Raw genomic sequence first — 19,617 nt, 5'->3', positions numbered from 1 at the left:
GGCTAAAAGAGCCTGCCTGATCAAGCATCAGAAGGTGCTGTTGGCAGGTCAGCTGTCGTAACGCTGCATCACCAGACAGGCGTTAGTGCCTCCAAAGCCAAAGCTGTTGGACAGAATACGATCCAGCTTCTGTTCTTTCGCTTCTCCTGCCAGAATCGGCAGACCTTCGGCTTCCGGATCAACGGTTTCCACGTTGGCAGACGCTGCAATAAAGTCGTGCTTCATCATCAGCAGGCAATAGATAGCTTCCTGTACGCCTGCGGCACCCAGAGAGTGACCGGACAGGGACTTGGTGGAGCTGATGGTGGGCATATCATTGCCAAACACTTCTTTCAGGGCCTTCAGCTCGGCAACATCACCGACGGGTGTGGAGGTTCCGTGGGTATTGATGTAATCAACCGGGCCGTCAACGGTTTCCAGTGCCATCTTCATGCAGCGAACGGCACCTTCGCCGGAAGGCGCGACCATGTCGTAGCCGTCGGAGGTGGCACCATAACCAACGATTTCCGCGTAGATTTTGGCACCGCGAGCCAGAGCATGCTCCAGTTCTTCAACCACCACCATGCCGCCGCCACCGGCGATCACGAAACCGTCACGATCGGCGTCGTAAGCACGGGAAGCTTTGTCCGGCGTCTCATTGTACTTGGTGCTCAGGGCACCCATCGCATCAAACAGTCCGGTCTGGGTCCAGTGTTCTTCTTCACCACCACCGGCGAAAACAACGTCCTGTTTGCCCAGCTGAATCTGTTCAACCGCATTACCAATACAGTGTGCGCTGGTGGCGCAGGCAGATGTAATGGAGTAGTTAACACCCTTGATTTTGAAAGGTGTTGCCAGACAGGCTGATACGGTGCTGCCCATGGTACGGGTAACACGGTAAGGGCCAACGCGCTTAACACCTTTGCTGCGCATGATATCCGCAGACTCGACAATGTTTTCGGAAGACGCGCCGCCGGAGGCTGCAATCAGGCCGGTGCGAGGGTTGGAGACCTGGTCTTCAGTCAGACCGGCATCTTCAATCGCCTGTTTCATGGCAATGTAGGCGTAAGCCGCTGCACTGCCCATAAAACGAACGGTTTTACGGTCAATGTGTTCGCTCAGGTCAATATCAACACTGCCAGACACCTGGCTGCGAAAGCCTTGCTCGGCATAGCTTTCATTGAAGCGAATGCCGGAACGTCCCTGCTTGAGAGAGTCGGCCACCGCGTCCTGAGTGTTACCCAGGCAGGAAGTGATGCCGATCCCTGTAATTACAACTCGTTTCATTTGTGTAAACCTGAATTAGCTGAATGAAATCAGAAAGAGTCTGTGTTCTGGAACAGACCAACGCGCAGGCCTTCGGCAGTATAAATCTCTCTGCCATCGACACTGACACTGCCGTCAGCAATACCCAGTACCAGTTTACGGGCAATGACCCGCTTGATATTGATCCTGTAGGTGACTTTCTTGCTGGTAGGCAGAATCTGACCGGTGAATTTTACTTCACCACAACCAAGGGCACGACCCTTGCCCGGATTGCCCTGCCAGCCGAGGTAAAAACCAACCAGCTGCCACATGGCGTCAAGACCAAGACAGCCCGGCATGACCGGATCGCCCGGAAAATGGCAGTCAAAGAACCAGAGGTCAGGGGTAATGTCCAGTTCGGCAATGATTTCGCCCTTGCCATAGGCGCCGCCTTCGTCGGAAATATGGGCGATACGATCCAGCATCAGCATATCAGGCGCTGGCAGTTGTGCATTGCCAGGACCAAACAGTTCACCCTGTGAACAGCGGATCAGATCGTCTTTTTCGAAGGATTGTTGCTTCATTCGTTCGTTATTCCATGAAATATCTGCATCAGCGTTCGGCTGAATACAGTCAATGGGCATTCGGAAACGCTCTGTGGCTTCCGTTAATTTATAACGGTTGCACCTTGTTTTGTGGCTGAACTATACCACTGCTCCCGTTGTACATCATGCCTAAATGGGGACATTTAACAAAATTACAACACGGATTAATGCGGTTGATTTGTCTGATAACCGTTTACCTGTGCTGCTGATCGCCTGACTATGAGGTATCATTTTGACTTCTAGGGAAATAATCTGACCGGAAACGAAACATGACACTGAGCAGCGGCAGCAGGCAGTATACCATAGCCATTCTGGGTGGCGGCAGCTTTGGCACTGCACTGTCTGATATCTCGGCCAATAACGGGCATCACGTAAGGTTGTGGATGCGCAATCCGGAGCAGGTTCGCGGGATCAATGACGATCATATGAATCATCGCTACCTGCCGGGCTTTGCCATTCATCCGTCGGTCTGGGCATCGACCGATCTGAAGACGGTACTGGCTGATGCCGACATGGTTCTGATTGCGATTCCCAGTAAATCTTTCCGTACGGTAGTGAAACAGGCGGGCGACCTTCTGAAAGGCAAAATTGTGGTGAGTACCACCAAGGGCATTGAGCCGGTGACGTTTGACCTGATGAGCGAGATTCTTAAAGAAGAGTTAACCGATATTCGTACCGGAGTGCTCAGTGGCCCTAATCTTGCGAAGGAAATTGTTGCCAAAGCGGTCACTGCATCGGTGATCGCCAGTGAAGATGATGAGTTGTGTGAAATTGTTCAGGGCGTGCTGCACTGTGACTATTTCAGGGTCTATTCCAACCATGATGTGTATGGGGTTGAGCTAGCGGGCGCCCTGAAGAATATCTATGCCATTGTCACGGGCATGGGAGCCGCTATGAACATGGGCGAGAACACCAAGAGTATGCTGATTACCCGCAGTCTGGCAGAGATGAGCCGTTTTGCCGTCAAGCTGGGCGCGAATCCGCTGACCTTTCTGGGTCTGGCCGGAGTGGGCGATTTGATTGCGACCTGTACCTCCAGCCTTAGCCGTAATTTTCAGGTGGGTTATGCGCTGGGGCAGGGCAAAACCCTGAAACAGGCCGAAGAAGCCCTGGGGCAGGTGGCGGAAGGTATCAATACCTTGTGCCAGGTGCACCAGAAAGCAGAAGAGCTGGGTGTTTACATGCCATTGGCTGACGGGCTGCACAAGATTATCTTTGAGGGTTATGATGTGCAGCAGCTGGTTAAGAGTATGATGATGAAAGAGCTGAAAACCGATGTGGAGTTCATGGTTCGATAGCTTTTTATAGATAGCTTAAATAACGTTTATAACACGAAGAGGAGGCAACCGATTATGGACGATAAACTGTTAAATAATCTGAAATCCGAGTCTCGCTGGCTGCGATTGCTGTTTATGATGTTTTATCTGGTGGCTGGCTATTTTGCAGGCGTTCTGGTGCTGATTGTGGCAATGGTACAAATGGTCACAGGTTTTGTCAGTGGTGCACCGAATACGCGGTTACTGATGTTTTCCAAAAGCCTTAACTGTTATCTGTTTCAGGTTCTGGAATTTCTGACTTATAACGCCGAGGACAAGCCGTTTCCATTTTCCGACTGGCCAGAGCATGCTGACTGCTCCAAACATGAGAGCAACACCGGTTCTGATGAACAATGAACATTAGCTGACACATCCATGAAGTTAATTATTATGCGACATGGGCAGGCCTCCTGGTCTGCCCCGAGCGATTCATTACGGCCTTTGACCAAAGCGGGTCGTGAAGAAGTGCGTAAAACCGTTGGGCAATTAAAGGGCGAGGGCATTGATCGAATTGTTGCCAGCCCTTATCTGAGGGCTCAACAAACCGCCGCGATAGCCTCGGACATCCTCGGTGTTTCAGTAGACACTCTTGATGGCATTACGCCGGATGACTCTCCGGCCAAAGCTATCGGACAATTACCGGAGCAGGGCAATGTTCTGGTGGTCAGTCATATGCCTCTGGTCAGTGCACTGACCGGATTGTTGTGTGAAGGGGTTCCTTATGGCGGGCCCGGATTCGCCACGGCCAATGCCGCCGTGCTGGATCTGGAGTTACCGGCTGCCGGTCTGGCAACCTTGCAGAAAATGTTACCAGCCTAATCAAACTATGCCCTGAATCTTTATTGGTTTTCATGGATTTCAGGGCGTTCTTCCCGAATTGTTAAAAGCATTGTCAGTGTTGCTTGCTGATTTGCTATTTCCTGTCTGAACTTCTTCTCAACTTACTTTTCTAAATGTGGCTAAAGTCGGCAATTAAGCAGACTTGCAGAGTTGATTGGCAACCGTCAGGGAGGGCATTCAGTATGACAAATGTATCGTGGAAGTCAGTGTTGATCTGTCTGGTGGCCTGTTTGTTCTGTTCGTACCAGTTTATGTTGCAAGGCTCGACCTCGGTTATGTTGCCTGAACTGCAACACAGTCTGAACCTTGATTTGCCACAGGTGGGCTGGGTCACCAGTGCTTTTTTATATACCTATCTTATTTTTCAAATCCCGGGTGGCGTGGTGGCTGACCGGTTCAGCGGTCGCTGGACCTTGTTTGTCTGTTGTTTGTTGCTGGCTTCAGCCTGTTTCTGGTTTTCCCGGGCGGGTAGTTTTACAGAAGCAACCATGGCTCGTGGCTTTATGGGTATTGCCACGGCGCCGGGGATTGTTGTGTGCATGTCGCTGGTGGCCTGCTGGTTTCCTAAACGATGGTTTCCGGCGCTTAGTGGGCTGGTTGAATCCATGGCGTTGCTGGGAGGTGCTCTGGGGCCGGTAGCCCTGCCACTGCTCATGGAGGTTTATGGCTGGAGAGACGCCATGGGTTTGGTCGCCATCATGGGCGTTGTGCTGAGTTTGCTGTTGGTGTCTATTGTGCGCAGCCGGGCTGCTGAAGGTGAACCAGAGAACAAACCTGAAGTGACTTATCGCTGGTCATTGCTGTTCAGGGACTATCGTTTCTGGTGCTACTGCCTTTACGGGTTCGGATGTTTTGTCTTGATCAGTACTTTTGCCGGTCTCTGGGGCATTCCCTTTTTGACGGTGCGGTTTCCGGAAAGCCCGCAACTGGCCCGGGGATCCATTTCGCTGATTTTTATCGGGCTTGCTATTGGTGCCCCTCTACTGGGGGGGCTGGTGACACTGTTCGGGCACTGTCAGCGGTTCATGTTGGCGAGTGTGGTTTTACAAATGCTGGTGGTCGGAGCCATTATTTACTGTGATTGCTCTATTCAGGGCATGTGTCTGCTGTGCTTTTTTGCCGGTATGAGCTGCGGGGGATATATGCTGGTGTTTTCCATGCTGCGTGATCTGGCTCCAGCTGGTATGACGGGCATTACACTGGCCTTTGGTAATGGGTTTATGCTGCTGGGTGCTCCTGTGCTGCAGCCAATGATAGGCCGATGCCTGGAATGGTTGCACGATGGCTCTGCCGGACAGGTGTCAACGGCTTGTTACCGGACGTCCTTCTTCCTGATTGTGGCTTGTCAGGCGTTGGCGCTCCTGTGCATTCTGGCATCCATGTTCAGAGTTGACAGGTTCGATAAAAGATCACCTGCGGCATAGCTTGTTTCCTTCTTGCAATGACATCCTTTTTTGATGCAGGTATCCTTGCCTGTCATTCCTGTGGAGGGCCTTAGGAGGCTGTCTGAGAATAGCACCCGTAGCGAGGATGACAGAAAATTGAGGATAAAAAGTCGATTTTGTGAGGAGAATAGCAAGCTATTTGACGAACAAAAGCGACTTTTTAGACCAATTTTCTGCCACCGCAGTAGGGCAGACTATTCTCAGACAGCCTCCTAGCTCTCCCTGTCTATTGATAAATGGTTCTCAAGGCAATGCCGCTACTTCGATTAGATAACATCAGCCTGGCGTATGGTGACCAGCCACTGCTGGATGGCGCAGATTTTCAGATTCGTAAAGGTGAGCGGGTGTGTTTGCTCGGTCGTAACGGTGCGGGCAAATCCACCCTGATGAAACTGGTGTCGGAACAGATTATTGCCGATGATGGCTCTATCTGGCGTAAGCCCGGCCTGAAAATAGGCATGCTGAATCAGGATCTGCCGGGTCAGGACGACCAGAAGGTGTATGACGTTGTTGCTTCCGGTCTGGAGCAGGTGGGAACACTGATCAGTGATTTCCACCGGCTCTCCCTGTCCATTGAGTCCGATGCGGACATGAAAGCGCTGGAGCGGGTTCAGCAGCAGTTGGAGGCCGCAGATGGCTGGAGTCTTCAGCAAAAGGTTGAAACGGTCATTAAAAAGCTCGGGCTGCCTGCTGAAAAGCAGATGAAGGAGTTGTCAGGTGGCTGGCGTAGACGTGTTGAACTGGCACGTGCTCTGGTGTGCGAGCCGGATTTGCTGCTGTTGGACGAGCCAACCAACCATCTGGATATTGTGGCCATTGACTGGCTGGAAAAGCAGCTGAAAGATTTTAACGGTGCCCTGCTGTTTATTACCCACGACCGGTCTTTCCTGCAAAGTCTGGCGACCCGGATTATTGAGCTGGACCGGGGCAAGCTGACCAGCTGGGATTGTGACTACCACACCTATCTGGAACGAAAGGCTCACGCACTGGAAGTGGAAGCCGAGCAGAATGCTCTGTTCGATAAAAAACTGGCTCAGGAAGAAGCCTGGATTCGTCAGGGCATCAAAGCCCGCCGTACCCGTAATGAAGGACGGGTTCGGGCGTTGAAATCCTTGCGCAACGAACGTAAGGAACGACGGGAAGTGCAGGGTAAAGCCAGCTTTAGTCTGGAGCAGAGTGACAGCTCCGGCAAGTTGGTAATGGAAGTGAAGAATATCTTTCAGGCCTTTGATAACCATAAGGTTATTGAAGACTTTAGTCTTCGTATCATGCGCGGAGACAAGGTCGGTTTGATCGGAGCCAACGGTGCAGGCAAGTCCACCCTGTTGCGTATTTTGTTGGGGCAAATGGAGCCGCAACAGGGCAAGGTGAAGTCGGGCACGAAACTGGAAGTGGCTTATTTTGACCAGATGCGTAATCAGCTGGATCTGGAGAAAACGGTCATTGATAACGTGGCGGAAGGTCGGGAGACCATTACCATCAATGGCAGTAATCGCCATGTCATTGGCTACCTCGGTGATTTCCTGTTTCCACCGGGGCGCTGTCGTGTACCGGTAAAAGCCCTGTCGGGAGGCGAGCGTAATCGCCTTCTGCTCGCCCGACTGTTCAGCAAACCTGCAAACCTGCTGGTGATGGACGAACCGACCAACGACCTGGACGTTGAAACCCTTGAACTGCTGGAATCGCTGCTGGTGGAATTTACTGGCACGGTATTGCTGGTCAGCCACGACCGGGCCTTTCTGGATAACGTGGTCTCCAGCAGCCTGGTGTTTCAGCCCGGAGGAAAAATCAGAGAGTACGTGGGTGGCTTTGATGACTGGTTACGTCAGGGAGGCGCTATTAACCAGTTAGTGGCTGAATCCATGGAGAAAAAGGCTGAAATAAATGCTTCCAAGCCCGAACCTGTGAAGACAGAGGTTAAGCCCCAAAAGAAAAAACTGAGCTACAAATTGCAGCGGGAGCTGGACGCGTTACCGGCAGAGATCGAAGCGCTGGAGGAAACGTTGGACGCGCTTGAAGCTCAAATCGCTGAACCGGACTTTTATACGGGTGACTCGCAGACTGTTCAGGAAACATTGCTGAAACTTGAACAAGTAAATACGGATATTGAAGCGAAGATGGAGCGTTGGGAAGAACTGGAGAATATGTAGTACCCAACTTGAGTCGGAAAAAAAATCCCCGGGTAGCTTTGTGCTTCCGGGGATTTTTTATGGGTGAGTTTTTTATCAGATACTCTTTTTGGGCACTCCTGTTTTGGGCACTCTGTCAGGTACCTTTATCTGCCACTCAGCGACTTTTGCACCACCATAGGCGTACTTCACAATGGGTAGCAGTGTGGCATTAATGCGTTTGATTTTTTTCTAAGTGCGAGCAGTTGCTTGTTGTCGGTTTTGCCTGTCACGCCTTGCAACTGGTTTCTTAGTGAATCTAGCTCGTCAATTCTTGACTGCAGCTCTTTCATGGCGTCCATGGCTTTGCGCTGAGACTTTCGTAAGGCTTTGGTGTTGGGTTTTGTTTGGATATCTCCTTTCAGGTTCAGTAGACCTTGCTCGAGAAGTTTTTGTAATTGACGGGCAGATTGATGATATTGCTGGACGGTCTTTACCGCTAATTGCTTCTCTCTTGTTGGCAGCTCAGGTCTATTGGAATCAGAAGCAGGAGTGTACAGCGGGTTTGTTGCTTCTCGTGATTCGAGATTCTGAGACATTTCCAGCTCGTTAATGGAAGCATAATCCGGATCGCCAGCAGATGAACGACTGGCACGGTGTAATGCATTTGCCGGGATAGAGCCGGGGCTGAGGTAGCCCATATCATCTTCTTTAGAGGCGTAACCGAAAGGCGGGCGTACTGGCAAAGGTGGGGGCGGAATGTCGTATTTCAGATGTCCATCGATCGGCATGGGCGGCATACGGGGCACCTGATAGTGGGACACCAGCTTACTGGACAGTTCTGTGCCAGACCACAATGGGCGAGGAACTCCGGGTTTTTCATAATGCGCGTTTTCATCCACTGACCAGGCCGGGACATGGGGTGCCTGATAAAGAGGTATAGAGGATAGCGTCGAGTAATGTGCCTGCAGTCCGGTTGCATTATCGTAAGGGTTAACCTTGATGGATGCTCTCAAACCAGTGGGTCTTTTTTTCATGACTTGTGCATAGGTTGGAGGAGCCGGGCTGGCCTGGTCGGAAGTCGTTTCAAACTCCATCTCCACCGCTGTGAGTTCAAGCTGCCCGCCTGTTGGTGGAGTGAAAGGTGGAGTGAAAGGTGGAGTGAAAGGTGGAGTGAAAGGTGGAGTGAAAGGTGGAGTGAAAGGTGGAGTGAAAGGTGGAGTGAAAGGTGGAGTGAAAGGTGGAGTGAAAGTACGCCAGGGCCTCAAGGTGTCATGGCGTTCGAGTATGTGTGGGTTTTTCTGAGGCTTTACCCCTTGGTCGGATTCTGCTCCGGTGTCAGAATCCAGTCTCATATGCTTTACAGGGGGCGCGTTGTCTGTTTTTTCTGAGAGAGGCGCTCTCAGATAGGGATTTGCGGCTTTTAGCCTGGTGGTCTTTTTCTCGGTCAACGGTCTTTTTTCAGAGTTGTCCGGGTGTTTTCTCTTACCGAGAGCGTTTTCCTTGTCAAATTTTCTGATCATCCTGCCAACATGGCTGGCGCGTTTTTCTTCAATGGGCTGAGTTGAAGGGGGTGCAATTAAAAGTGTTCCTGACATGTTAGGTTTTCCATTTTTTAAAGCCCTAACCCTGCAGAAATGCTCGGAACAAAATTCCGAAAAATCATGATTTCAGCATTCTCGGAACACTTTTAATTGCACCCAGTTGAAGGGGGGCGCCGCGCAATGGCTGACTGCTGTTATTGCCTGTTTGATTAATACCGTCCATCGTTACCTGCCCCGGATTCATTTCCGATATTGTCCATTGTACGAAATGGGTGCGATGGTCAGAGTTTGAGAGGTTGTTTGAAGGGTTCAGATTCAGGTTGCCCGAAAACTGACGCCGGGCAACCTGTTGGATGAGCTGAATAAGGCAGTCTGAGGACGCGAATCGCGATCAGTGATGCCGGTTCTTTTTACCAACACGTACGGCCAGCACGTCGCAGCAGGCACCGTGCAGGATGCTGGTGGAGGTGGAGCCCAGTATCAGAGCCAGACCATGGCGGCCATGACTGCCCACCACAATCAGGTCTACATCGCTTTCTTCGGCAATCCGGTGAACTTCACGTTCCGGGCGACCGTAGACCACATGCTGCTCGCCTTTGTCAAGATGAATGCTCTCTGCGAGTTTGGATATGCGCTCTTTGGCCTGTTTGGTGATTTCATCCTGCAAAGTGGTCAGATCAAGGGGTATATCACTGCCATAGGCAACACTGAGTGGCTCAACAACATGCACCAGAGTCAGGCGGGCACCATTGGTTTCTGCGAGTGACTTGGCTTTTTCCAGTACGTCGTCTGCTTCGTCGGACAGATCAATTGCGACCAGGATGTGCTTGTAGAGGCTCATAGGCAGTTTTCCTCTTGAGAGTGAAATTGTTGGCTGCAGCCATAATAGCCGTGGACTCTGTAGTTTATTGTGCCCCAGATCATTGTCCACTGCTAAAAGCCTTTTAAGGAGTAATACTGACGAAAAAGAACCATCCGGAACAGACTGTTATCGTTCATGTGAACAAAATGTAACAGGATGTTTCCATGAAATTCAAACAACTGTATGATTCTGATACTTGATGATGCTTCCTGCCGGGTTTCCCGTCAGGCAATAACAATAACGATCTATTTTCATCGGAGAGCACTCAATGATCTATCAGGGTAAAGCCTTTAAGGTGCTGGAATACAGCGAGGGTATCGCTGAGTTAAGGTTTGATCTGGAAGGCGAATCGGTCAACAAGTTCAACCAGCTGGCTCTGGAGGATCTCGGTGAAGCGCTAACTGCCATTGAACAGACCCCCTCTATCAAAGGCCTTATTCTCAGTAGTGGCAAGAATGTGTTTGTCGTCGGTGCAGATATTACTGAATTCGTTGCTAATTTCCGGCTGGATGATGAAACCCTGTTCGGGCTGGTGATGGACGTCAATCAGCTGTTCAACCGTCTTGAAGATCTGGATATTCCTACGGTTGCCGCGATTAATGGCACTGCTCTGGGCGGTGGTTTTGAGGTGAGTCTGGCGACCGATTATCGCGTACTGTCTACGAAAGGCAGCGTGGGCCTGCCGGAAGTCAAGCTGGGCATTTTCCCCGGGTGGGGCGGAACCGTGCGGTTACCCAGAGTCACCGGAGCCGATAATGCCATTGAATGGATCTGCACCGGCAAGACCTGGAAGCCGGAAGATGCCATTAAAATCGGTGCCGTTGATGCGGTGGTTGAGCCGGAGAAACTGATGGAATCGGCGGCGACGCTGTTGCAACGCTGCATTGCCGGAGAACTGGACTACCGTGGACGTAAGCAGGAGAAGCGCGACCCGCTCAAGCTGCCACCCATGGAATCCATGATGGTGTTTGAAACCGCCAAGTCTTTTATTGCCCAGAAAGCCGGGCCGCACATGCCTGCACCGGTGACTGCGGTTAAGACCATCCAGAAACACGCCACACTGCCAAGAGACAAGGCTCTGGAAGCAGAAGCCAAGAACTTTGTGAAGATGGCGAAAACCCCGGTGGCTGAAGCCCTTGTTGGTCTGTTCCTGAGTGATCAGTTCCTGAAGAAGCAGGCGAAGGAGTGGATTCAGCAGTCTGGTCCGGTGGAAAAGGCAGCGGTTCTCGGTGCAGGGATTATGGGCGGTGGTATTGCCTACCAGTCAGCCCTGAAGAAAACCCCCATTCTGATGAAAGACATCAACCAACAGGGCATTGACCTAGGCCTGAAAGAAGCTGGCAAGCTGTTGTCCAAGCGGGTGTCGAAAGGTCGATTGGACAGTGCCGGAATGGGCGAAGTACTTAACCGGATTGTTCCAACACTGTCTTATGGTGACTTTGCCGGTGTGGACTTAGTGGTGGAAGCGGTTCTGGAAAAAGAGTCGGTGAAAAAGGCGGTTCTGGCGGAGGTCGAAGGGCAGGTGCGTGAGGATGCGGTACTGTCCAGTAATACTTCAACCATTTCCATAACAGAGCTGGCTAAGGCTTTGAAAAGGCCTGAAAATTTCTGCGGTATGCATTTCTTTAATCCGGTGCATATGATGCCGCTGGTGGAAGTGATTCGCGGCGAGAAAACCAGTGACAAGACAGTGGCTACTGTCGTTAATTATGCCCGGAAGATGGGTAAGACACCCATTGTCGTTAATGACTGCCCCGGCTTTATGGTGAACCGGGTGCTGTTCCCTTACTTTGGTGGTTTTACCCAGTTGGTTCAGGATGGTGCCGACTTCAGAAAAATCGACAAAGTGATGGAGCGTTTTGGCATGCCCATGGGGCCTGCTTATCTGCTGGATGTGGTCGGTATTGATACAGCAGAACATGCACAGAAAGTCATGGAAGATGGTTACCCTGACCGGATGAAGACGGACGTAAAAACCGCTCTGAATGTGATGTTTGAACAGGAGCGCTTTGGCCAGAAAAACGGCAAGGGCTTTTACATCTATGAGCCTGACAAGAGAGGCAAGCCGAAGAAGCAGGTTGATGAAAAAGTGTTTGAACTGCTGAAGGAGGTGGCTGCGGAACCCAAAGAATTCTCAGATGAAGAGATCATTGCCCGTATGATGATTCCACTGGGGCTGGAAACCGTTCGTACTCTGGAAGAAGGCATCGTTCAGTCGGCCATTGAAGCGGATATGGCACTGGTGATGGGTATTGGCTTCCCGGTCTTCCGCGGCGGCATTCTCAAGTATATCGATGCCATGGGTGTCAGTGAATTTGTCACACTGGCGGATCAGTACGCTTACCTTGGCCCGTTGTATCAGGCAACGGATGGTCTCAGACAGATGGCTGAAGACGGCAAGCGTTTCTACCATGCTTGATGCAAAAGGTTTGAATCGATCGGACCGTTCAGGATTCGGAATAGTCAGATAAGGAGAATAATGTAATGAGTCTTAATCCGAGAGATGCCGTCATTGTCGATTTCGGCAGAACCCCCATGGGGCGCTCCAAAGGCGGAATGTACCGCAATGTCAGGGCTGAAACCCTGTCGGCAGCCTTGATTGAAGGCGTATTGAAGCGCAATGAAAAAGTGAACCCGGCTGAAGTGGAAGATGTGCTCTGGGGCTGTGTCAACCAGACTCTGGAGCAGGGCTGGAACATTGGCCGAATGGCGTCGCTGATGACGTCTATACCCCATACCTCTGCAGCGCAGACCGTTAACCGGTTGTGCGGTTCCTCCATGTCAGCATTGCACAGTGCTGTGCAGGCCATCCAGACCAATAACGGTGATGTCTTTGTGGTGGGTGGTGTGGAGCATATGGGCCACATTGGCATGATGCACGGTGTTGACCCTAACCCGAAACTGTCCAAGTACGGTGCAAAAGCCTCCGGCATGATGGGGTTGACCGCGGAAATGCTGGGCATGATGCACGGTATTACCCGTCAGGCACAGGATGAGTTTGGCTACCGTTCTCATCAGCGCGCCTGGGCTGCGACTCAGGAAGGTCACTTCAAGGATGAAGTCATCCCGATGGAAGGCCACGACGCTGATGGCAATCTGGCGCAGTTCACCATTGATGAAACCATTCGCCCAGACACCACCATTGAAGGTCTGGCTGCTCTGAAACCAGCCTTCAACCCAGCCAGTGGTACGGTGACAGCAGGTACGTCGTCACAGATTACCGACGGGGCTTCCTGCATGATTGTGATGTCAGCGGAGCGTGCGAAAGATCTGGGCATTGAACCAATGGCAAAGGTCAGGGCGATGGCGGTAGCCGGTGTTGACCCGGCCATTATGGGGTATGGACCTGTTCCCAGCACCAAGAAAGCGCTTAAACGAGCTGGCCTGACCATTGACGATATTGATTATCTTGAACTGAACGAGGCGTTTGCGGCACAGGCGTTGCCGGTGCTGAAAGATCTGAAAGTGCTGGATAAGATGGACGATATGGTCAATCTGCACGGTGGTGCGATTGCTCTGGGTCACCCATTTGGTTGCTCTGGAGCCAGAATCTCCGGCACCTTGCTGAATGTTATGAAGCAGAACGATGGTGCTCTGGGAATAGCCACCATGTGCGTCGGGCTTGGGCAGGGTATTACCACCATTTTTGAACGTGTCTGATAGCATGTTCATGGCTTGATGTGACTGAAAAACACTATGTGGCCGGGTAAGTGCAGTTCACTTATCCGGCCTTTTCTGTACCGTTAACCTGAGGGTACCTAATACTTTTTTATCCAATCATATCCAATTGAATTGACTTGTAGAATTACCCCGACAGTTGAGTAAATAGTTGGATGGACAGTTGATCAGACAGGGCTGCTGGCTTAACAGGGTTGCATTTTTATCACGGTTTGATACAGAGTAAAAAAGAGTGATCAGCCCGATATTAATGGCAGGTTGGACAGCTCGTCAGAAATGGCCTGTTAGCAGTATGATGTGCCACTGTTATTGCCAAATGGGTATTGAATTTCACTGAACAGTGGTTTTTTTCAGGAAAAACAGGCAGGTATGGTTGAGCTTGAACCGTTGAGGCTGGAAAAAAAATTAACATTCAAGGTATGGTTTCCCTTGACCGATTATTTCCTTGACCTTATATATTGAAACAATTTTTAATTCCCGGCCTTTCTTGTTTCAGCATCGATCTGCGTTGAAACGTGAATATGGCAGGCGGCTTGTGGAGTCAATAGTGGAGTTAACAGTGGAGTCAATAAATGTGTGACCAGTGTGCTTTGCAAGACTCACACCGCTGTCAGGCAGCTGAAACAATGGAGCAGATAACAGGATGTGTAAGGTAGCATGGGTAAGTCTCTAGTTATCGTCGAATCGCCCGCCAAGGCGAAGACCATCAATAAATACCTGGGCAAGGACTTTGTCGTAAAGTCTTCTGTGGGTCATATTCGTGACCTGCCCACGGCTGGTGGTGCCAAAAAGCCTGTTGACCCGAAAGCCCGTGCAAGGGCTGCAGCAGAAACCCGCAAACTGTCCCCCGAGCAGAAAGTGCTTCACAAGAAGCGTAAAGCCCGGGAACAACTCATTGAGCGGATGGGCATCGATCCCGAAAAAGGCTGGCAGGCACGTTATGAAATCCTGCCCGGCAAGGAGAAGGTGGTCGATGAACTGCGTCGTCTGGCAGAGAATGCCGACACCATCTATCTCGCAACCGATTTGGACCGTGAAGGGGAGGCCATTGCCTGGCACCTTCAGGAAGCGATTGGTGGTGATGTCAGCCGCTATCGCCGGGTGGTATTTAACGAGATTACCAAAAACGCCATTCAGGAAGCATTTCAGGAGCCTGGTGCACTGAATACAGATCGTGTGAATGCCCAGCAGGCACGCCGTTTCCTGGACCGTGTTGTCGGTTATATGGTGTCTCCGCTGCTCTGGGCAAAAATTGCCCGTGGTTTGTCTGCAGGGCGGGTTCAGTCGGTAGCGGTGCGACTGATCGTTGAGCGTGAGCGTGAAGTTCGAAGCTTTGTGCCAGAGGAATACTGGGAAGTCTTTTCTGATCTGAAAGCAGCGGGTGAAGACAGCATTCGTTTTCAGGTGGTAAAAGATAACGGCAAAGCGTTTCGCCCACAGAACAAAGAGCAGACTGACAAAGTACTGGCTCGTCTGAACAATGCCCATTACCAGCTGACCGACAGGGAAGACAAGCCAACACGCAGTAAGCCTTCGGCTCCGTTTATTACCTCAACCCTGCAGCAGGCTGCCAGTACGAGACTCGGCTTCAGCGTTAAGAAAACCATGACGCTGGCCCAGCGATTGTATGAAGCGGGTCATATTACTTATATGCGTACTGACTCTACCAACCTCAGTAAAGAGGCAGTGGAGAGTGCCAGAGAGTTTATTCTGTCCAATCATGGTGATCGCTATCTGCCAGATGCGCCCATTGCCTATTCCAGCAAAGACGGCGCTCAGGAAGCTCACGAAGCGATTCGTCCATCCAATGTTAACGCTGAGCCCGGATCTTTATCAGGGCTGGAGAAAGACGCCGAACGACTGTATGACCTGATCTGGCGACAGTTCCTTGCCTGCCAGATGGTTCCGGCGGAATACCTGAGTACCACTCTGACAGTTCATACGGATGGACTGGAACTGCGTGCTAAAGGTCGTACGCTCAAGTTTGATGGTTATACCCGGGTGATGAAGGCAATATCCAGAAAGGGTGATGACCTTATCCTTCCTGCCCTTGAAAAAGGGATTGACCTGACACTGGAAGCGCTGGATCCGAAACAGCTGTTTACCCGTCCACCGGCGCGTTTCAGTGAAGCGGCACTGGTAAAAGAACTGGAAAAGCAGGGTATTGGTCGTCCATCCACCTATGCATCCATTATTTCGACCATTCAGGATCGTGGCTATGTATCGCTGAAAAACCGTCGCTTTTATGCGGAAAAGATGGGCGATATTGTTACAGACCGTCTGGTTGAGAGCTTCTCCGAGCTGATGGACTATAACTTTACTGCTCATATGGAGTCTGACCTTGATGTCGTGGCAGAAGGCGGTAAAGACTGGAAAGGTCTGCTGAATGAGTTCTATGCCGGTTTCAGCCAGAAGCTTGAACATGCCGAGCTTGAACAGGAAGGCATGCGTAGCAATGATCCCACGCCTACGGACATTGCCTGTCCGGAATGCGGACGCAACATGATGATCCGAACCGCCAGTACCGGTGTTTTTCTGGGTTGTTCCGGCTACTCGTTGCCACCGAAAGAGCGTTGCAAAAGCACATTAAACCTGGTTCCGGGTGAAGAAGTGCAGGACGCTGACGATGAGTTTGCTGAAGTCAATGCACTGCGCGCCATGCATCGTTGCCCGAAATGCTCCACGGCCATGGAAAGCTACCTGATCGACGAGCAGCGTAAACTGCACGTCTGCGGTAACAACCCCGACTGTGACGGCTACGAGGTTGAAAAAGGCCAGTATAAAATCAAAGGCTATGACGGCCCTACGCTGGAGTGTGACAAGTGTGGCTCCGAGATGCAGCTTAAGACGGGTCGTTTCGGTAAATACTTTGGCTGTACAAACTCCGAATGTAAGAACACACGCAAACTGCTGAAGAGTGGCGAGGCGGCACCACCCAAGATGGACCCGGTACCCATGCCAGAATTGCAGTGTGTGAAGGTTGAAGACCATTACATTCTTCGTGATGGTGCATCCGGTCTGTTCCTGGCTGCCAGTCAGTTCCCGAAAAACCGGGAAACCCGTGCACCTCTGGTCAGTGAGCTGATTCCTCATCAGGCAGAGATTGATTCCAAGTATCACTATCTGCTGGATGCCCCGCGTCAGGACCCGGAAGGGAACGCTGCCGTTATTCGCTATAGTCGCAAGACTAAACAGCAGTACGTGATGTCTGAAGTTGCAGGCAAGGCTACGGGCTGGAGTGCAACTTTCGAAGAAGGCAAGTGGGTTGAAAAGCAGACGAAAAAGCGAGCCACCAAAAAATCCTGAGTCAGCCTGAATTGATTTGCAAAGCCTCTGTTCATACGACAGAGGCTTTTTTCTTTCTGGCAGGAACAATACACTGTTTCTTTAGAGGTTTTTACGGGCAGAGATGAGCTATGCAGAATAACTGGACAACCAATACCAATAAACGTTTGCACTTTGCGCGCCTTCAGCTGGACGCATGGAAGCTGGCTGAGCGACAGGAAGCCCTGGCTTTCAGAGAGGGTTTTATCCTGCAACTGCAGCTGGCATGGCGTTCATTATTGGCAGAGATATTGGAGCCGTATCGAATCTCCTGTGAAAGCGCACCCACATTTGCTGAAGCGATGTCTCTGGTCAGGCAGAAAGAGCAAATACCGTCTGAGTTTGCACAATTAGAGGCCATGCTTGAGTCTGGCTGGTTAAGCCAGATTGATTTTTTATGGCAAAGTCTTTTTGTGTCTTTTCAGCCTGAAAGTCCAAGACAGTCGAATGATTTGATTCAGCTAGTCAGCCATGATTCCGTAAGTGACATCGCTGATCTGACTGTAGAGTCGGCAACTGATTACCTGAAGCGATTTAAGGAACTGGTGGGACACTTTCGGAATTTTAATCTTGAGTGGTAATCGTCTGTTGTTCTGATGTTTATTGATATCGATCAACAAGAAAAACAGAACTTTCTAACTTATCATGAAACCGGTTACATTATGATTTCATCTTCGTTATAGTGACTTTACGGAATGAGGAAGTGACTACAACGAGGCCTATATTATAAAAAAAATTATGCTGTGCTGCTCTGCCGGAATGTCCACCAGTATGCTGGTTAAAAAGATGCGGGAAGCGGCGGCTGAGTTGGACCAGGATGTTGAAATTGACGCTCATGGTGCTGGTCAGTTTGATGAAATGGTCAAAGAGTTCGATGTGGTGTTACTGGGCCCCAGGTGAAATACATGTTGAACGATTTGCAGAGTCGGGCTTCAGCTTACAATGTACCGGTAGAAGCCATCAGTCCTCTGGACTATGGCACCATGAACGGTACTAAGGTATTGCAGCTGTCGTTGACGGCCTAGAAACCGAATATCCCGGCCTCTGTTTTCTGGCAGAGGCTATCGACTTTATTTTCATAGTTTGACCTGCCTCTCATTTTTACTTCTCTGTCTTAGTGATTGTATTGAACTTTTCGTTTTTGTGATTCAGTCTGTTCTCTCGGTTAATACGGAGTGAATCTTTGTGTCTGCATCGCCTCTGGAAATTGTTGAACTCAGGACGGGGGAAATCGTACTGCGTCGAAGTGGCGATCCGGATGCTGAACCACTGTTGACCCTGAAATTCTCTGATGAAGCACACACCTGTTTATTGGATGATTATCTGCAGGTGGCTAAAGCCATGTTCGATGCCGGTATGCTGGAGCTGGCTGAAGTGACCAGTCCACACCACGGTGAAGAAGACATAGGCGAGCATCGGGTTTTGCACTGATTTTTTAACGTAACTTTCTATTAACTGCTTTTCCATTACCTGCTTTTCCATTACCCGCTTTGCTAATACAGGGAGCTGTTCACGCAGCATCCCTGCTTCTGATCGTCAGGCAATTACACCGACCACTGCGGGCAGCGTCTTCAAGTTTTGACAGATCTTCCTGATCCATTTCATTAATCCAGCTGATAACGGTATGGCTGGTGCCGCAGGCGAGAGCCTTATAAGTGAGATCCAGTGACTGCTTTCGACTGGCGCGGTTCAGTACTCTGACATTGCAGCTGCTGATACCTTCCGATTTCAGCCATTTAATGGTTTTGCCGGGATTGTGATCTGACAGTATCAGGGTCAGCCAGCGCTGCTCTTCTTCACTGGCCAGTTTGGACAGTACCGGAGACAGGAACAGACCCGATTGCCATGTCGGGCCTGACAGGATTAATTCATCCACCCTTGGTCGGGCTGTTTTTTTCGAGTTTGTTGTTGGTGTGTGCGTTCGCATGACGGTCCTCCTCCTGATTCCCCATTAATGTCTGATGACTCCAACACTCAGACCTTCAATAGCAAACAGATCCTGTGTTAAATCAACAACAATGGTTTCAAACTCTTCATTTTCCGGATGCAGCAGTACGGTGTTTTGTTTTTTCTCGAAGCGCTTGACGGTGACCTCATCATCAATGCGCGCCACGACCACCTGGCCATTGCGTACGTCTGTTGTCTTGTGAACAGCCAGCAGGTCGCCATCAAGGATACCGATATCCTTCATACTCATGCCTTTTACACGCAGCAGGAAGTCAGCCTTGGGATTGAAAAAATCGCCTTTCAACTGAAGATGGTCTTCAATATGTTCCTGAGCCAGGATCGGACTACCGGCTGCCACCTGTCCTACCACGGGCAGACCATTGGTATTCACTGCGTCCGGAATACGGATGCCGCGAGAAGCGCCCGGTGTCATTTCAATCGCGCCTTTGCGAGCCAGTGCGCGCAGATGCTCTTCTGCGGCATTGGGCGAGCGGAAGCCAAAGGTTTTGGCAATTTCGGCACGAGTTGGCGGAAAGCCGGTATTTTCAATATGGGATTTAATGAGTTCCAGTATTTCAGACTGTCGTTTGGTGAGCTTGATCATGGTGGTAAATCTGTTTTTATATACAGTGACTGTAATTATATACAGTAATACTGCTGTTTCAAGCTGTATATCACTGATTGGAACTGTTCCTGTCTGATTCAGGCCTATTTTCTTGACAGG

The 19,617-nt window shown here is 50.6% G+C and carries 18 protein-coding genes; 12 read left to right on the top strand and 6 right to left on the bottom strand.

The genetic code is table 11. From position 1 onward, the window contains the following. Window positions 1–48: 48 nt before the first annotated feature. Window positions 49–1,266 (bottom strand): beta-ketoacyl-ACP synthase I, encoded by a 1,218-nt coding sequence (fabB, locus tag EZMO1_RS13445; protein ID WP_034872869.1) that lies wholly within the window; start codon window positions 1,264–1,266, stop codon window positions 49–51. Between the two features lie 29 nt (window positions 1,267–1,295). After that, window positions 1,296–1,808 carry a 3-hydroxyacyl-[acyl-carrier-protein] dehydratase FabA gene (gene fabA / locus EZMO1_RS13440; protein ID WP_034873503.1) on the bottom strand — a complete coding sequence of 171 codons (513 nt, stop codon included), beginning with the start codon at window positions 1,806–1,808 and terminating at the stop codon, window positions 1,296–1,298. A gap of 290 nt (window positions 1,809–2,098) precedes the next feature. On the opposite strand from fabA, the gene EZMO1_RS13435 reads away from it, so the two are divergent. The 5 genes from EZMO1_RS13435 to uup all read left to right on the top strand — a co-directional run bounded on the left by EZMO1_RS13435 (window position 2,099) and on the right by uup (window position 7,580). Next, complete coding sequence (locus EZMO1_RS13435) at window positions 2,099–3,127, top strand: NAD(P)H-dependent glycerol-3-phosphate dehydrogenase (protein ID WP_034872871.1); 1,029 nt, start codon at window positions 2,099–2,101, stop codon at window positions 3,125–3,127. Window positions 3,128–3,181: 54 nt separating this feature from the next. Next, the gene (locus EZMO1_RS13430) at window positions 3,182–3,502 is read left to right on the top strand and encodes a DUF4389 domain-containing protein (protein WP_051789290.1); all 321 of its coding nucleotides are present in this window, start codon (window positions 3,182–3,184) and stop codon (window positions 3,500–3,502) included. 18 nt (window positions 3,503–3,520) lie between these two features. Continuing rightward, window positions 3,521–3,964, top strand: coding sequence for a phosphohistidine phosphatase SixA (gene sixA / locus EZMO1_RS13425; RefSeq protein WP_034872873.1), 444 nt, complete (start codon window positions 3,521–3,523; stop codon window positions 3,962–3,964). A gap of 203 nt (window positions 3,965–4,167) precedes the next feature. Next, window positions 4,168–5,409 carry an MFS transporter gene (locus tag EZMO1_RS13420; protein WP_034872875.1) on the top strand — a complete coding sequence of 414 codons (1,242 nt, stop codon included), beginning with the start codon at window positions 4,168–4,170 and terminating at the stop codon, window positions 5,407–5,409. A gap of 272 nt (window positions 5,410–5,681) precedes the next feature. After that, a complete protein-coding gene (gene uup, locus EZMO1_RS13415; RefSeq protein WP_034873505.1) occupies window positions 5,682–7,580 on the top strand; it encodes an ATP-binding cassette ATPase Uup in 1,899 nt (632 codons plus the stop codon). A gap of 167 nt (window positions 7,581–7,747) precedes the next feature. On the opposite strand, the gene EZMO1_RS26845 is transcribed toward uup, so the two are convergent. Then, window positions 7,748–9,136: a hypothetical protein gene (locus EZMO1_RS26845; RefSeq protein WP_061509531.1), complete on the bottom strand. Its 1,389-nt coding sequence runs from the start codon at window positions 9,134–9,136 to the stop codon at window positions 7,748–7,750. 337 nt (window positions 9,137–9,473) lie between these two features. Beyond that, on the bottom strand, window positions 9,474–9,923 hold the full coding sequence (locus EZMO1_RS13405; RefSeq protein WP_034872878.1) for a universal stress protein: 450 nt from the start codon (window positions 9,921–9,923) through the stop codon (window positions 9,474–9,476). Window positions 9,924–10,212: 289 nt separating this feature from the next. On the opposite strand from EZMO1_RS13405, the gene fadB reads away from it, so the two are divergent. From fadB to EZMO1_RS13375, 7 genes are all read left to right on the top strand, one after another. After that, window positions 10,213–12,363: a fatty acid oxidation complex subunit alpha FadB gene (fadB, locus tag EZMO1_RS13400; protein ID WP_034872879.1), complete on the top strand. Its 2,151-nt coding sequence runs from the start codon at window positions 10,213–10,215 to the stop codon at window positions 12,361–12,363. Window positions 12,364–12,428: 65 nt separating this feature from the next. After that, window positions 12,429–13,604, top strand: a complete 1,176-nt coding sequence (gene fadA / locus EZMO1_RS13395) for an acetyl-CoA C-acyltransferase FadA (RefSeq protein ID WP_034872880.1) — start codon at window positions 12,429–12,431, stop codon at window positions 13,602–13,604. Window positions 13,605–14,279: 675 nt separating this feature from the next. After that, complete coding sequence (topA, locus tag EZMO1_RS13390) at window positions 14,280–16,928, top strand: type I DNA topoisomerase (protein WP_034872881.1); 2,649 nt, start codon at window positions 14,280–14,282, stop codon at window positions 16,926–16,928. Between the two features lie 110 nt (window positions 16,929–17,038). After that, complete coding sequence (locus tag EZMO1_RS13385; protein ID WP_034872882.1) at window positions 17,039–17,527, top strand: DUF6586 family protein; 489 nt, start codon at window positions 17,039–17,041, stop codon at window positions 17,525–17,527. A 178-nt stretch (window positions 17,528–17,705) separates the two neighbouring features. Then, window positions 17,706–17,846, top strand: a complete 141-nt coding sequence (locus EZMO1_RS27310; protein ID WP_222842109.1) for a PTS sugar transporter subunit IIB — start codon at window positions 17,706–17,708, stop codon at window positions 17,844–17,846. 5 nt (window positions 17,847–17,851) lie between these two features. After that, entirely contained in the window at window positions 17,852–17,971 is a 120-nt protein-coding gene (locus tag EZMO1_RS28415) for a PTS sugar transporter subunit IIB (RefSeq protein WP_461781978.1), read from the top strand. A 160-nt stretch (window positions 17,972–18,131) separates the two neighbouring features. After that, on the top strand, window positions 18,132–18,377 hold the full coding sequence (locus EZMO1_RS13375; RefSeq protein WP_034872884.1) for a hypothetical protein: 246 nt from the start codon (window positions 18,132–18,134) through the stop codon (window positions 18,375–18,377). Window positions 18,378–18,456: 79 nt separating this feature from the next. Here the strand turns inward: EZMO1_RS13375 and EZMO1_RS13370 are convergent, their stop codons facing one another. Further along, the gene (locus tag EZMO1_RS13370; protein ID WP_145912595.1) at window positions 18,457–18,873 is read right to left on the bottom strand and encodes a hypothetical protein; all 417 of its coding nucleotides are present in this window, start codon (window positions 18,871–18,873) and stop codon (window positions 18,457–18,459) included. Between the two features lie 24 nt (window positions 18,874–18,897). Further along, the gene (lexA, locus tag EZMO1_RS13365) at window positions 18,898–19,497 is read right to left on the bottom strand and encodes a transcriptional repressor LexA (RefSeq protein ID WP_051789291.1); all 600 of its coding nucleotides are present in this window, start codon (window positions 19,495–19,497) and stop codon (window positions 18,898–18,900) included. Between the last annotated feature and the right edge of the window lie 120 nt (window positions 19,498–19,617).

Source organism: Endozoicomonas montiporae CL-33 (assembly GCF_001583435.1).
In the GTDB taxonomy this organism is placed as follows: Bacteria; Pseudomonadota; Gammaproteobacteria; order Pseudomonadales; family Endozoicomonadaceae; genus Endozoicomonas_A; species Endozoicomonas_A montiporae.
This window is presented reverse-complemented; position numbering and strand designations above follow the sequence as displayed.

Coding starts and splice junctions, on each gene's coding strand:
- lexA (WP_051789291.1), bottom strand. CDS start 19,497: ATGATCAAGCTCACCAAACGACAGTCTGAAATACTGGAACTCATTAAA.
- EZMO1_RS13385 (WP_034872882.1), top strand. CDS start 17,039: ATGCAGAATAACTGGACAACCAATACCAATAAACGTTTGCACTTTGCG.
- EZMO1_RS13435 (WP_034872871.1), top strand. CDS start 2,099: ATGACACTGAGCAGCGGCAGCAGGCAGTATACCATAGCCATTCTGGGT.
- uup (WP_034873505.1), top strand. CDS start 5,682: ATGCCGCTACTTCGATTAGATAACATCAGCCTGGCGTATGGTGACCAG.
- EZMO1_RS13370 (WP_145912595.1), bottom strand. CDS start 18,873: ATGCGAACGCACACACCAACAACAAACTCGAAAAAAACAGCCCGACCA.
- fadB (WP_034872879.1), top strand. CDS start 10,213: ATGATCTATCAGGGTAAAGCCTTTAAGGTGCTGGAATACAGCGAGGGT.
- fadA (WP_034872880.1), top strand. CDS start 12,429: ATGAGTCTTAATCCGAGAGATGCCGTCATTGTCGATTTCGGCAGAACC.
- EZMO1_RS13420 (WP_034872875.1), top strand. CDS start 4,168: ATGACAAATGTATCGTGGAAGTCAGTGTTGATCTGTCTGGTGGCCTGT.
- sixA (WP_034872873.1), top strand. CDS start 3,521: ATGAAGTTAATTATTATGCGACATGGGCAGGCCTCCTGGTCTGCCCCG.
- fabB (WP_034872869.1), bottom strand. CDS start 1,266: ATGAAACGAGTTGTAATTACAGGGATCGGCATCACTTCCTGCCTGGGT.
- EZMO1_RS13430 (WP_051789290.1), top strand. CDS start 3,182: ATGGACGATAAACTGTTAAATAATCTGAAATCCGAGTCTCGCTGGCTG.
- EZMO1_RS13405 (WP_034872878.1), bottom strand. CDS start 9,923: ATGAGCCTCTACAAGCACATCCTGGTCGCAATTGATCTGTCCGACGAA.
- topA (WP_034872881.1), top strand. CDS start 14,280: ATGGGTAAGTCTCTAGTTATCGTCGAATCGCCCGCCAAGGCGAAGACC.
- fabA (WP_034873503.1), bottom strand. CDS start 1,808: ATGAAGCAACAATCCTTCGAAAAAGACGATCTGATCCGCTGTTCACAG.
- EZMO1_RS28415 (WP_461781978.1), top strand. CDS start 17,852: ATGTTGAACGATTTGCAGAGTCGGGCTTCAGCTTACAATGTACCGGTA.
- EZMO1_RS27310 (WP_222842109.1), top strand. CDS start 17,706: ATGTCCACCAGTATGCTGGTTAAAAAGATGCGGGAAGCGGCGGCTGAG.
- EZMO1_RS26845 (WP_061509531.1), bottom strand. CDS start 9,136: ATGTCAGGAACACTTTTAATTGCACCCCCTTCAACTCAGCCCATTGAA.